The 12955-nt window shown below is 64.0% G+C and carries 11 protein-coding genes; 6 read left to right on the top strand and 5 right to left on the bottom strand.

Going from position 1 to position 12955, the window contains the following annotated elements:
- Positions 1-80: 80 nt before the first annotated feature.
- The 4 genes from E6C72_RS10310 to E6C72_RS10295 all read right to left on the bottom strand — a co-directional run bounded on the left by E6C72_RS10310 (position 81) and on the right by E6C72_RS10295 (position 6077).
- A complete protein-coding gene (locus E6C72_RS10310; protein ID WP_109443642.1) occupies positions 81-1688 on the bottom strand; it encodes a peptide chain release factor 3 in 1608 nt (535 codons plus the stop codon).
- 149 nt (positions 1689-1837) lie between these two features.
- Positions 1838-2083, bottom strand: a complete 246-nt coding sequence (locus E6C72_RS10305; RefSeq protein WP_199228919.1) for a phage tail protein — start codon at positions 2081-2083, stop codon at positions 1838-1840.
- Between the two features lie 176 nt (positions 2084-2259).
- Positions 2260-3300, bottom strand: a complete 1041-nt coding sequence (locus tag E6C72_RS10300) for an aspartate-semialdehyde dehydrogenase (RefSeq protein WP_109443643.1) — start codon at positions 3298-3300, stop codon at positions 2260-2262.
- Between the two features lie 278 nt (positions 3301-3578).
- A complete protein-coding gene (locus tag E6C72_RS10295; RefSeq protein WP_109443644.1) occupies positions 3579-6077 on the bottom strand; it encodes a glycogen/starch/alpha-glucan phosphorylase in 2499 nt (832 codons plus the stop codon).
- 263 nt (positions 6078-6340) lie between these two features.
- Between E6C72_RS10295 and E6C72_RS10290 the strand changes: the two genes are divergently transcribed.
- The 4 genes from E6C72_RS10290 (at position 6341) to E6C72_RS10280 (ending at position 9792) form a co-directional block, all read left to right on the top strand.
- Entirely contained in the window at positions 6341-6781 is a 441-nt protein-coding gene (locus tag E6C72_RS10290; protein WP_158280225.1) for a GNAT family N-acetyltransferase, read from the top strand.
- 144 nt (positions 6782-6925) lie between these two features.
- Positions 6926-7093, top strand: a complete 168-nt coding sequence (locus E6C72_RS31735) for a hypothetical protein (RefSeq protein WP_158280226.1) — start codon at positions 6926-6928, stop codon at positions 7091-7093.
- A gap of 149 nt (positions 7094-7242) precedes the next feature.
- Positions 7243-7734, top strand: a complete 492-nt coding sequence (locus tag E6C72_RS10285) for a sigma-70 family RNA polymerase sigma factor (RefSeq protein WP_247876008.1) — start codon at positions 7243-7245, stop codon at positions 7732-7734.
- A gap of 366 nt (positions 7735-8100) precedes the next feature.
- Positions 8101-9792 carry a methyl-accepting chemotaxis protein gene (locus E6C72_RS10280; RefSeq protein ID WP_158280227.1) on the top strand — a complete coding sequence of 564 codons (1692 nt, stop codon included), beginning with the start codon at positions 8101-8103 and terminating at the stop codon, positions 9790-9792.
- Positions 9793-9906: 114 nt separating this feature from the next.
- On the opposite strand, the gene E6C72_RS10275 is transcribed toward E6C72_RS10280, so the two are convergent.
- Positions 9907-10791, bottom strand: a complete 885-nt coding sequence (locus E6C72_RS10275) for an SDR family oxidoreductase (RefSeq protein WP_199228921.1) — start codon at positions 10789-10791, stop codon at positions 9907-9909.
- Between the two features lie 345 nt (positions 10792-11136).
- Between E6C72_RS10275 and E6C72_RS10270 the strand changes: the two genes are divergently transcribed.
- Both E6C72_RS10270 and E6C72_RS10265 read left to right on the top strand, forming a co-directional pair.
- Positions 11137-11361, top strand: a complete 225-nt coding sequence (locus E6C72_RS10270; protein ID WP_109443648.1) for an anti-sigma factor — start codon at positions 11137-11139, stop codon at positions 11359-11361.
- Between the two features lie 106 nt (positions 11362-11467).
- Complete coding sequence (locus tag E6C72_RS10265) at positions 11468-12943, top strand: hypothetical protein (protein WP_109443649.1); 1476 nt, start codon at positions 11468-11470, stop codon at positions 12941-12943.
- The last annotated feature ends 12 nt before the right edge of the window (positions 12944-12955 follow it).

The raw sequence follows: 12955 nt of genomic DNA, 5'->3' as shown, positions 1-12955 counted from the left end.
TCTCTACTGAAAGATGCCCGCCCTACGGCAGCGGCCAGGCGGCCGGCCGCAGGGGCAGCCGAAAGGGCGGGCCTTCGATATCACGCGGCGGTGTGGACTTTGCGGTTCTGCTCGCGTGTTTTCAGGAAGCGCAGCGCCGGGAAATCCTCCTGCGCGCGGTTCAGATGCCAGGCGTTGCGGGCCAGGAAGACCAGGGCGCCATCATGGTCTTCCGCCAGCGCCGAACGGTTCAGCTCAATGAACTTCTCAAGCTGGATCTTGTCGTCGGTCTCGACCCAGCGTGCGGCATCGAGCCCGGCCCCCTCGAAGCGGGCGGCGATGCCGTATTCCGCCTCGATGCGCGAGGCCAGAACCTCGAACTGCAACTGGCCGACGACGCCGACGACCCAGTCGGCACCGGTCAGCGGCTTGAACACCTGGGAAGCGCCCTCTTCGGCGAAATGCTCCAGAGCCTTGCGCAGGTGCTTTACCCGCATGGGGTCATCGGGGCGGACCCGCTGAAGCAGTTCCGGCGCGAAGCTCGGCACGCCGGTGAAGCGCAGATCCTCGCCCTCCGTCAGCGTATCGCCGATGCGAAGGCTGCCATGGTTGGGGATGCCCATGATGTCGCCGGGCCAAGCCTCCTCCGCAACCTCGCGGTCACGGGCGAGGAACAGCACGGCGTTGTTCACCGCCATCAGCTTGCCGGAACGGATGTGCTTCAGCTTGGCGCCGCGCTTGTAGCGGCCGGAGCAGAGGCGGACGAAGGCGATGCGGTCGCGGTGGTTGGGGTCCATATTGGCCTGGACCTTGAACACGAAGCCGGTGACCTTGTCCTCGTCCGGCTGGACGGTGCGGGGATCTGCCGGCTGCGGACGCGGCGGCGGGGCGTTCTCCGCCAGACCGGACAGCAGCTCGCGCACGCCGAAATTGTTGATGGCGGAGCCGAAATAGATCGGGGTCAGATGGCCGGCGCGGTAGGCCTCCAGATCGAAGGCGGGCATCAGACCGCGCGCCATCTCCACCTCTTCACGCAGCTTGGCAACGGCGTGGGCGGGCAGCAGCTCGTCCAGACGGGGATCGTCCAGTCCGTTGCACTCGATGCCCTCGTCGATCTCGTCGCCCTTGCTGCGGTCCATCAGGATCAGCCGGTCTCGGATCAGGTCGTAGCAGCCGAGGAAATCGCGACCCATACCGATCGGCCAGCTGGCCGGCGTGACCTCCAGCGCCAGCGCGCTCTCGATCTCCGAGATCAGGTCGAAGGGATCGCGGGCCTCGCGGTCCATCTTGTTGCAGAAGGTCATGATCGGCACGTCGCGCAGACGGCAGACCTCGAACAGCTTCAGCGTCTGCGCTTCGATGCCCTTCGCGCCGTCGATCACCATCACCGCGCTGTCGACCGCGGTCAGTGTGCGATAGGTGTCCTCCGAGAAGTCCTCGTGGCCCGGCGTGTCGAGCAGGTTGAAGGTGCGCCCGTCGAAGTCGAAGGTCATGACGGAGGCGGTCACCGAGATGCCGCGCTCGCGCTCCACCTTCATCCAGTCCGACTTGGCGCGACGTTGCTCGCCACGCGCCTTGACGGCACCGGCCATCTGGATGGCGCCGCCGAACAGCAGCAGCTTTTCGGTGAGCGTGGTCTTACCGGCGTCGGGGTGCGCGATGATGGCGAAGGTCCGACGGCGGGAGACGGCGTCCTGAAGTTCGGACATGCGCGGGGTCCCGTGACAAGAGAAGGTGATCGTGAGAACGGCGAAAGGGCCGACAGGCGAAACACGCCCATCGGCCCCCGTCGATTAGATAGCAGCAGCGTCGGGCGGATTCCAGAGCGTTCCGCCAGTCCGATCCCGGCCAAGGCTCGTCACGGCCGAGGCGGATAATAGCCGTTGTAGCAGATGACATAGTGGAGGCTGGGCAGCGGTTCCTTGCCCTTCAGGTTCGGCAGACCGAAAGTGGTCTTGCCGTCACCGCCATACTGCGCGCCGATCAGGGTATAGAGCGCTTGATACTGCGCAATGGGGACGATGCTGCCGTCGCACGGCAGAAATCCCTCGGGGACGTAGCTGCAGCCAAGCAGAATGATGTCGCTGATCAGATATTCCATCATCGCCTCCCGTTCCGATCCAACGGCGACGGACTTGCGGGTTACCCCGGACGGTCCGAAGCCCAGTCGAAAACATACGAGACGCGCAATAAATCGAGCGCAACCGGGAAATCAAAATACGGGCGCATTCATTTCAATAATTCCGCGGGACGGAGAGCCGTCCCGCAGAATGAAGCCAATCAGAGAGCCAGTTCGGCGATCTGCACCGCATTAAGGGCAGCACCCTTCAGCAGCTGGTCGCCGCAGACGAAGAGGTCCAGGCCGTGGTCGCCGAAGACGATGTTGTTGCGGATACGGCCGACCTCGACGTCATACTGGCCGGTGGCGTTCAGCGGCATCGGATAGGCGCCGTTGGCGGGATCGTCCACCACCTTCACGCCCGCGGCATCGGCCAGAACGGCGCGGGCGGCGTCCGGCGTGACCGGCTGGATGGTCTCCAGCGTGATCGCCTCGGAATGGGCGCGGTAGGTCGGGATGCGGACGGCGGTGCAGCTGACCGGCAGGTCCGGCACCTCCATGATCTTCCGCGTCTCCCAGGTCACCTTCATCTCCTCCTTCGTGTAGCCGTTCTCCTGGAAGGCATCGATCTGGGGGATCAGGTTGAAGGGGATCGGATGACGGAACACGCTGTTTGTGACCGGCTTGCCGTCCAGCTGGTTGCGCGTCTGCTCCTCCAGCTCGGCCATGCCCTCGGCACCGGCGCCGCTGGTGGCCTGATAGGTGGAAACGATGGCGCGCTTGATGCCGAAGGCCTTGTGCAGCGGGCCGAGCGCCACGACGGCGATGGCGGTGGTGCAGTTCGGATTGGCGATCAGGCGGGAACCGGCAGCGTACGCCTCGCGGAAGACGTGGGCGTTGATTTCCGGAACGATCAGCGGGATGTCGGCGTCGTAGCGGAAGGCCGAGCTGTTGTCGATCACCAGCGCGCCAGCCGAGGCCAGATCCTTGGCGTGGGCCTTGGCGAAGTCGCCCGACACCGCCAGCAGGACAACGTCATAGCCCCTCACCTCCGCGGCATCGAAGGCCTTCAGGGTCAGGGCGCCGTAGGGGGTATCCTGCACCTTGCCGGCGGAGCGTTCGGAGGCAAACAGGCCGAGTTCGGCGACCGGAAAGTTGCGGTCGTGCAGGACCTTGACCATCTCGCGGCCGACGGCGCCGGTGGCGCCGACCACGGCGACGCGGAGGGATTTGGAAGAAGCGGAGGCGTTGCTGCTGCTCATAGCGGGGTTCCGTCCTGTCTATCGCACTGTTGATCGGACCGGCCTATCGGTCGTTCGGACAGCGGACCCCGGATACGACGAGGCCCCGTCCGTTGTCCGGCGGGGCCTGCCTCGTGGAAGAAACGCTGGTCGATCCGATCAGCACGCACCACGACGCTGCCCGCCGAAGCGAGTCGCTTTTTTGGTCGTAGTGATGGTGATGGCCTTGCGGTTCATAACGCCTTCTTATCCGAATGCGCAGGCATTGTAAAGCGCCTGCGCATTCGCCCGATCATAGATTATCGGAACCCCTCGCCGTCATGGTTCGGGTGCACCGGGTGTACGTCCCAGACCTCCTCGGCGTACTCGTTGACCGTACGGTCGGACGAGAACCAGCCCATGCTGGCGGTGTTCAGGATGGCCTTGCGGGTCCATTCCTCCGGATCGCGGTACAGCTGCATCGCCGCTTCCTGGGCCCGGCAGTAATCGGCGAAGTCAGCCGTCACCAGGAAATGGTCGCCGCCGTCGGTCAGCGCCTGGACGATCGGGTGATAGCGATTGCGGTCGTCCGGCGAGAAGGTGCCGGTCGAGATCATGTCGAGCGCCCGCTTCAGGCTGGGGTTCGACGCGATCACCTCGCGCGGGTTGAAGCCGCCGCTGACGCGCAGGTCGTTCACCTCGTCCGCGGTCATGCCGAAGATGAAGATGTTGTCCGGCCCGACATGCTCGCGGATCTCGACGTTGGCGCCGTCCAGCGTGCCGATGGTCAGCGCGCCGTTCAGCGCCAGCTTCATGTTGCCGGTGCCCGACGCCTCCATGCCGGCGGTGGAGATCTGCTCCGACAGATCGGCGGCCGGGATGATGATCTCCGCTGCGGTGACATTGTAGTTCGGCAGCAGCACGACCTTCAGGTTGTCGTGCACCGACGGGTCGTGGTTCACCACCTTGGCCACGTCGTTGATCAGTTTGATGATCAGCTTGGCCATGTGGTAGGACGGCGCCGCCTTGCCGGCGAACACCTTGGTCACCGGGACCCAGCTGACCGTCGGGTTGTCGCGCATCTCATTGTAGAGAGCGATGGTGTGCAGGACGTTCAGCAACTGGCGCTTGTACTCATGCATGCGCTTGACCTGCACGTCGAAGATGCTGTCAACCAGCACCTCCTCGCCGGTCTGACGGGCAATGTAGGCGGCCAGACGCTTCTTGTTCTTGCGCTTGGCCCGGCGGAATTCCTCGCGGAACACCACGTCGTCGGCCTTCTCGCGCAGGGCTGCGATCTGCGACAGGTCGGAAATCCAGCCTTCGCCGATGCGGGTGGTGATCAGATCCGACAGGGCCGGGTTGGCCTGCTTCAGCCAGCGGCGCGGGGTGATGCCGTTGGTCTTGTTGTTGATGCGGTCCGGGAATTCCTCGTGGAAGTCGGCGAACACCGTCTGCTTCATCAGGTCGGTGTGCAGGGCCGAGACGCCGTTGACCTTGTGCGAGCCGAGGAAGGCCAGATTGCCCATGCGGACGCGGCGTTCGCCGCGCTCGTCGATCAGCGACAGACGCGACAGTTTCGCGTTGTCGCCCGCGGCCTTCGCCTTGGTCCGGTTCAGGAACTTGGCGTTGATCTCGTAGATGATCTGCATGTGGCGCGGCAACACCCGCTCGATCATCCGCACCGGCCAGGCTTCCAGCGCCTCTGGCAGCAGGGTGTGGTTGGTGTAGGCGAAGGTGGCGCGGGTGATCTCCCACGCATCGTCCCAGCGCAGCGCGTGCTGATCGACCAGCAGGCGCATCAGCTCGGCGATGCCGATGGCCGGGTGGGTGTCGTTCAACTGGATCGCCGCCTTGTTGGGCAGATTGTCGAAGGTGGTGTGGTGCTGCAGATAGCGGCGCAGGATGTCCTGCAAGGAGGCGGAGGTGAAGAAATACTCCTGCTTCAGCCGCAGTTCCTTACCGGTCTCCGTCGCGTCGTTGGGATAGAGAACGCGGCTGAGATTCTCCGACAGGATCTTCTGCTCGACCGCCTTCATATAGGCGCCGTCGTTGAAGTGGCCGAAGTTGAAGTCGCGGGTGGCGCGGGCCGACCACAGGCGCAGCGTGTTGATCGTGTCGCCACCATAGCCGACGACCGGCGTGTCATAGGCCATCGCCAGCACGCGGTCGGCATCGACCCAGCGATAGGCACGCTCGCCGACGCTGTCGCGGAACTCCTCGACGCGGCCATAGAACTGGACCGGATACAGCACCTCCGGCCTGGCGAATTCCCACGGGTTGCCGAATTGCAGCCACTGTTCGGGATACTCGACCTGCCAGCCGTTCTCGAAGCGCTGCTCGAACAGGCCGAATTCGTAGCGGATGCCGTAGCCGTAGCCGGGCAGTCCCTGGGAGGCCATGCTGTCAAGGAAGCAGGCGGCCAGACGGCCGAGGCCGCCGTTGCCCAGCGCCGCGTCCGGCTCCGCGTCGACCACGTCCTCCATCGACAGGCCGAGGCGGTCAAGCGCCTGACGGCACTCGTCGACGATGCCCAGATTCGACAGGCTGTTGGTCAGCAGGCGCCCGATCAGAAACTCCAGGGAGAGATAGTAAACGCGCTTGGCGTCTTCCTGGTAATAGCTGCGCGTCGTGTCCATCCAGCGGTCGACGACGCGGTCGCGCACGGCCAGCGCCACAGTGTGGAACCAGTCACGGCGCGTGGCGGCACGGGCATCCTTGCCAACCGAATAAACCAGCCATTCCAGGAACGACCGTTTGAGGCCATCGACATCAAGGCTGCGGCGTTCGATGTCGCGAGATTTGAACCGAGCGTCCATGTCCTGACTTTCTGCGTGAAAGGCCTATAGGAGCGGGCGGCTGGAAATACGGCGCTCCAAACATGGGGAAAGTGTCTGCCCTGTTGGTTAAGCAAAGCTTTCCCCACATCGAACGCACCGTCGTTTCGCTGTGGTAAAAGGGAGTAGGCTGTCATCCCCTCCCCTTTTTCCCGTCAACGATGCTTCACGAATCCGATCCTGTCCACTGCGATGCAACATCCATCGTCATTCGCCACGCTGAAACTGGCGATATCCCGGCCCTGATGGCGATCGAGGAGCGCAGCTTCGCCACCGACAGGATGACGCAGCGCAACTTCCGTTATGCGATCCGGCAAGCAAAAGGTGTGGTGCTTGTGGCATACCGCCAAGCACCCGACGTGCAGGACGCGCAAGATGACCCTCAACCGGGCGCCTATGGAGTGGTCGGTTTCCATGCCGGCACGCCCTTCGCCCGATTGACCTCCTTCGCGGTCGCACCGGACCAGCGCGGGCAGGGACTGGGACGCCGCCTGCTGACCGTGCTGGAACAGGCTGCCGCCGGCCATGGCTGCCGCGGCATGAGGCTGGAGGTGCGGGCGGACAATGCCGCAGCCATCGCGCTTTACACCGCCGCCGGTTACCGCCGCTTCGCCGAGTATCCGGATTATTACGAGGACGGGATGGCGGCGCTGCGCCTTGAAAAGACGCTGACGAGACATGGCTGATCCCAGCCGCACGACTGTTGCGGCGGCGCACCGCAGGGCGCGTTCGATGGTGGTAAGCCCGGCAAGCGGGACCTGGACCGGAATCGCCGCAATCTGCCACCGATGTCACTGTTTCCCGATCCTGTGGTGGAACATCCCCGGTGCATGGCGCGTTTGACTCCCGACACGATCAACGACGGGCAACAACGGGACCGCCGCAATGACGCCACCGCCGACCGGATCGTTCCGCAACACTCCGCAGGAGCCGCCTGTCCGCAGCAGATGACGGGCCGGCCCATGGACAGCCTGGTGCCCATCCCCAGGACGTTCTGAGCGTTCAAGACCGAAAAGACACCATCAGCCCTTCGGAACCGGTGGCGCAGCCTTTGCGCGCCGGAAAGCCCAACGCCGTCCCCGCTCCACGCCCCGCCCGAACGGCAAGGGGCGCCGCCGATCCGGCCGGCGGGAGACGTACACAGACCGTGGAGGAAGGAAAGACCATGGCGTACTCGTTCGAAAACGAACTGATCCGCTGCATGCCGAACCTGCAACGCTACGCCTGCAAGTTGACCCGAGACGCCAATGCCGCAGAGGATCTGCTGCAAGATTGTCTGGCCCGCGCGCTGTCACGCCAGCATCGTTTTGAACCCGGCACGAACATGCAAGCGTGGCTGACCACCATGCTGAAAAATCTGCATTTCAACAACCTGCAGCGCGACCGCCATGTGACCAAGGTGGAACTGTGGGATGGCGCCATGTCGGTCGATGCGGCGCAGATGTCGCGGTTGGTCTTCCGCGATGTCGACCGTGCCTTTTCATCCCTCACCCCCAGCCAACGCAAGGTCGTGAAGCTTGTCGCCATTGAAGGGCGCCCCTATCAGGAGGCGGCGGAGACGTTGAATGTCTCCATCGGCACCATCCGGTCCCGCCTGTGCCGCGCGCGGGAACGCCTGAACAACCTGATGACGGCCTGATCGCTTTTCCCTCCACGGCCCTCACCAACGACCGAAATGGGCGCCCCTTCCGCGAGCTGTTGCGGGGGGCGCGTCGTTTCGAATTCGTGACTAAGCCATCTGTCAAAATAGCCGTCCCAGTCGCCGCAGGATACGGCTACCGATCTCCGTCAAACGACAGACCAGAATGGCTGCCCACGGCCCTATGAAGGAGTCTCTAATATACAGAGACCTGTTTGAACTGCATGGGTAACAGGACTCGGCACGCTGCATATGTTAATTTAATCTTCATAATTTAAATCTTTAAAGCTTGGAAAGGTGCAATCACTTGGATGAATGCATCAACGGTACAGAATTTCATATTTTTCTTAAATGTGAGTGATGATCATGAGTGTGATGGCGAGAATCGGTATCGGTCCCAAGATATATCTTGTCGTTTTCCTTCTCGGTTTGGTTGCGGTTGGCTTGGGACTCTTCATGGCCAGCACACTAAATCGGGTAAGTATGAGTTATTCCAATCTAATTACTAAAGATATTGAATTCTCGCTGAAGCTTGAGCGTCTGCGGGGTGATGTCGCGAATCTCGGTAGGCAGGCGAATATTGTTCTGCTCCAGCAGGACCCCAGCAAAGTTCCCGCGTTGGGCAAATCTCTCGACGAGACGATTGATGCGATCGCGCGAAACAACGCGATCATCGCAACGCTCGTGCAGCGGGAGAATCAAGCTACGGTGGCCCGGTTGACCGAGACGATCGCTGTGATCAAGCGTGCGCTGCCTTCCGTCATAGCATTGAAGGAAAAGGGCAGCCACGACGCCGCCTTTGATCTCTATGCCAAAGAAGCCCGGCCGCTCGTGGTGGAGACCTTCAACGCGGCCGCCAAGCTTTCGGACGAGGTGAATGCCACGGTCCGGGACGCCTCAAAACGGCTCGGCAACGAAACCCAATCGGTGATCAGCTGGGCCGTCGGTGCGATGATCGCCGGCATCCTCCTTGCCGGGGCCATCTCGGTCGTCATCGCCGTCATCGGCATCCGCCGCCCGATCACCGTATTGAATGGCGCCATGGAACAGCTTGCCACCGGCGATGCCTCGACCAACGTGCCCGGCATCGACCGCCGTGACGAGGTCGGATCGATGGCCCGCACGGTCGAGATCTTCAAGGAGAACCTCATCCGCAACCGCCAGATGGAACAGGAGGTCAGGGATACCGAGGCCCGTGCCGCGGTGGAGAAGGCCCGCTCGATGAACGCGTTGGCCGACAGCTTCGAGGCCAGCGTGCAGGGTGTGGTCGGTGCCGTGTCGTCCGCCGCCAACCAGTTGCAGAGCAATGCGCAAAGCATGTCCTCGACCGCCGAGGAGACGACCCGTCAGGCCACTGCGGTCGCCGCCGCCAGCGACCAGACGCTGAGCAACGTGCAGACAGTGGCCTCCGCCGCGGAGGAACTGGCCAGTTCGATCAGCGAAATCGCCCGTCAGCTGGAATCAGCCACCCGGATGAGCCGGTCGGCGGTAGACGAGGCGGAACGGACCAACTCCACGGTCGAAAGCCTGGCCCAAGCGGCAGAGCACATCGGCAGCGTCGTACAGCTGATCCAGGACATCGCCAGCCAGACCAACCTGCTGGCGCTGAACGCCACCATCGAAGCGGCACGCGCCGGTGAAGCCGGCAAAGGCTTCGCCGTGGTCGCCAGCGAGGTGAAGAGCCTCGCCAACCAGACGGCAAAGGCGACTGAAGAGATCTCCGGCCAGATACTGGCGATCCAGCGTGAGACCCAGGGTGCAGTCGGAGCCATCCGCGGAATCGCCGATACGGTTCAGCAGGTGAACCAGATCGCCACTTCCATCGCCTCGGCGGTGGAAGAGCAGACGGCCGCCACCGGCGAGATCTCCCGCAATGTCCAGCAGGCCGCCCAAGGCACGGCGGAAGTGTCGCGCAGCATCATGGGGGTGAACGATGCTTCGCAAGAGGCAGGACGCTCGGCCAATGAAGTCCTGCAGGCCGCCGACAGCCTCGGCGCCCAGGCGCAGAACCTGCGGGAGTCGGTGAACGCCTTCATAGCCCGTATCCGCGCAGCCTGAGGCGATCCCCGCCGCGCATCCTGTGGTGCCCCCGTCCGCCCCAAATGGACGAAAGGCCCTGGCACCGCTCGTGCCGGGGCCTTTCGTTTTGCCGGAACCAGCGGTCACGACGCATCAGCCATTCACCACCGTACCGCCATTCGGATGAAGCACCTGGCCCGACATATAAGAAGAGTCGTCCGATGCGAGGAACACGTAGGCCGGCGCCACCTCGTCCGGCTGGCCGGCACGTTTCAACGGCACGTTCCCGCCGAAGCTCTCGACCTTCTTCTCGTCGAAAGTCGACGGGATCAGCGGGGTCCAGATCGGACCGGGAGCCACCGCATTGACGCGGATGCCGCGATCGGCCAGTGCCATTGAGAGCGACCGGGTGAAGGCGACGATGGCACCCTTGGTCGCCGAATAATCCAGCAATTCCGCACTGCCCTTGTAAGCGGTGACCGAGGTGGTGTTGATGACGCAGGCTCCTTCATGCATGTGGGGCAGCGCCGCCTTCACCAGATGGAACTGGCTGAAGATGTTGGTGCGGAAGGTCCGCTCCAGCTGTTCGGTGGTGATGTCCTCGATCGATTTCTGCGGATGCTGTTCTGCTGCATTGTTGACGAGGATGTCGAGCCTGCCATGCTCGGCGATGACCTGTTCCACCGCCTTGCGACAGGTCTCCTCATCGCCGACATCGCCGACATCGCCGACATCGCCGTTCAGAATCGTGCAGGCCTGCCCCTCCGCCTCGACAAGCCGGCGGGTCTCGCGGGCGTCATCGTCCTCGTTCAGATAGAGGATACCGACCTTGGCGCCTTCGCGCGCGTACAGCACGGCGATGGCCCTGCCGATTCCGCTGTCGCCCCCGGTGATCAGCGCCACCTTGTCGCGCAGCTTGCCGCTGCCACGGTAGCCGGGCCGGGTTTCGGATGGCTGCGGCGTCATTGGCGCCTGATGACCCGGCTGGGTGTTCTGATGCTGGGGCGGCTGCCTGCTCTCCTGCTGAGCCACGGGCATTCTCCTTCTTCGGCAACCCTTTCAGGCTGCGGATCGGATCAGTTGCACATTCACAACAGTCCCCTTTGCCCGGCGTTCCGCCCGGAAGTCCGCCGGAACAATCAGCAACATTGCCCTGTTACTTGCCCGGGCGACGCGAAAGAGGATGGCCGTGCCGGTTTGTTCGCCTCTAAAGTGAGCAATGATCGAGCCGTTTGTCGGACTGGTATGGCTGAGGATCATGCCCATAAGATTGGGCGGGCGTCCTTTCGGCCGATCTGTCCACCAACGGCGGAGCCACCGGACGTGTCACGGTTGATCGTGTCCCAGGGGAGAACCCCGGCGACCCATCCGGGAACGACAGAGATGAAGCGTGTGACGATGACCGATATCAACGCCTATCTGGACGGCGCCCTGGACGAGCGGGAGCGCGCTGAATTCGAAAGCGTGGTCGAGAGCGATCCCGACGCGAAGGCGCTGCTCGCCCAGCACCGCCAGCATGTCGAGGAGCTTCATCGCCTGTACGACCCTGTCCTGACCGAAGCGGTGCCATCCCGAATGCTGGAGCTGTTGCGCAAGCGGAACACCTGACGGTCCGCTTCGGATCGCGTTATTTTTTCTCCGTCCGGAAGCACATTGCGCTATTGCATGCGCTAGGCCCATCTTTGGGGGAGGGGCCGGTTCGGACGGATGAAGCATGGCACCCAGACGAGCGGAGCCGAGCATCCTGCTCGGCCCTGTCCTTTACTTCCGTGGTGAACAGCGCGACCGCTGGTGGCTGTCGGCGCTGTTCGTTCTGGATGGGGAGGTCGAACCCGACGATCTTCGGGTGGATGGCGTCACCCTGCCCGTCCCGCCACGTCATCTGACGGTCTGGCGCCGCCGTCATGTCTGGCGCTTTGACTTCGCCGTTCCCCGCGGCATGCGCGACACTGACGTCACCTACGGCTTCCCCGGCGGTCCACGCTGGAGCATTGTCGTTCCGGGCCGCCAATCATATCCGCGGTTCGCCATTCTTTACGGAAGCGGAATGAGTGGCGGCGATGCCTCGGACGGCGAGGCCCCGACGACGCTCTGGCAGGACCTGCTCGGCCGACATGCCTCCGACCGCTATCACCTGCTAATCCAGGCGGGCGGGCAGATCGACGGCGATGCCGTGATGTCGGTCTCCCCCCAGGCACACGCCCTGCTTTCCGATGCCTCCCGGCGGCTCGGTCCCGCCCTGCCCGGCGTGGCGGAGGAACTGATGGCGGCCGGCTTCGAGCGTCTGCTGCGAGCCTGGAGCGGTGCCGCCGCGGCGTCGGCGTTGGCCACCATCCCATCGGTGATGATGTGGGATGGTGCCGATCTCGGCCGGTTGCTCGCCACTGCCTGGGGCAATCGGGAGGAAGGCGACGCCGCCTCACGCAGCCTGCGTCCGCTGCTTGTGGCGACGCGGCGCCAAGTCCAACTGTTCCAGACCGGATCAGTGGCCGACAGTCCGCCGGACTGCCTGTGGGGATCGGCTTGCGGAACGTTGGCCCAAGGCTTCGTCCTGGGAGAGGCCGGCCTTCTCGCTCTCGATCTCTGGAGCGACCGCAACAGCCGGCGTCTGCTGTCCGAACGGGACTGGGGCATGTTGCCGGACTGGCTCGACCGCTTCGCCGGATGCCGACATCTGATCCTGGTCAGCGGCGGGCCGCTGTTGACCCCTGCCGCCGCCCTGCTCGACCGGTTGGGGGGTATGCTCCCGGCCCGGCTGCGCAGCAGGCTGGGCGACCATTGGTCGTCGCCCGGACGCCATGCCGACTGGGAGCGGATGGTGCGGACACTGGGCGATTTCTCCCGGCGCAGCGGCTGCCGCATTACCATCGCCTCGCGCGGCCTAGTCGGCGGTGCGGGAGCACGGGGAGTGCTGCGCGGCGGCGGGTTGGAGATGTGGCAGCTCTACACCCCAAACTTCACCGCCGCGGAACGGCCAGGCGGCTGGCGCTCCCGTCTGGTGGAGCCGCTGGCCATCCGCCCCGATCACCCCCTGCCCGCCCACCGGTTCGAAATGCCACCCTTCGCGGAAAATGGCCGGCGCCTGCTGCATGGCCCCGGCTGGGTCACATGCAGCTTCGACGCCAAGGGGCAGTTGCATGTGCGCTGGTGCCTGCCGGGGGACAACGGCCGCTACGCCCAGGCGATCTGACGGTTTGTCGCC

This window comes from Azospirillum sp. TSH100 (assembly GCF_004923295.1).
GTDB lineage: Bacteria > Pseudomonadota > Alphaproteobacteria > Azospirillales > Azospirillaceae > Azospirillum.
This window is presented reverse-complemented; position numbering and strand designations above follow the sequence as displayed.

What these genes read in the sequence shown, in the direction of transcription:
- E6C72_RS10310 (WP_109443642.1), bottom strand. Translation starts at nt 1,688, where the DNA reads ATGTCCGAACTTCAGGACGCCGTCTCCCGCCGTCGGACCTTCGCCATC.
- E6C72_RS10280 (WP_158280227.1), top strand. Translation starts at nt 8,101, where the DNA reads ATGAGTGTGATGGCGAGAATCGGTATCGGTCCCAAGATATATCTTGTC.
- E6C72_RS10290 (WP_158280225.1), top strand. Translation starts at nt 6,341, where the DNA reads ATGGCGATCGAGGAGCGCAGCTTCGCCACCGACAGGATGACGCAGCGC.
- E6C72_RS10265 (WP_109443649.1), top strand. Translation starts at nt 11,468, where the DNA reads ATGGCACCCAGACGAGCGGAGCCGAGCATCCTGCTCGGCCCTGTCCTT.
- E6C72_RS31735 (WP_158280226.1), top strand. Translation starts at nt 6,926, where the DNA reads ATGGCGCGTTTGACTCCCGACACGATCAACGACGGGCAACAACGGGAC.
- E6C72_RS10305 (WP_199228919.1), bottom strand. Translation starts at nt 2,083, where the DNA reads ATGATGGAATATCTGATCAGCGACATCATTCTGCTTGGCTGCAGCTAC.
- E6C72_RS10275 (WP_199228921.1), bottom strand. Translation starts at nt 10,791, where the DNA reads ATGCCCGTGGCTCAGCAGGAGAGCAGGCAGCCGCCCCAGCATCAGAAC.
- E6C72_RS10300 (WP_109443643.1), bottom strand. Translation starts at nt 3,300, where the DNA reads ATGAGCAGCAGCAACGCCTCCGCTTCTTCCAAATCCCTCCGCGTCGCC.
- E6C72_RS10295 (WP_109443644.1), bottom strand. Translation starts at nt 6,077, where the DNA reads ATGGACGCTCGGTTCAAATCTCGCGACATCGAACGCCGCAGCCTTGAT.
- E6C72_RS10270 (WP_109443648.1), top strand. Translation starts at nt 11,137, where the DNA reads ATGAAGCGTGTGACGATGACCGATATCAACGCCTATCTGGACGGCGCC.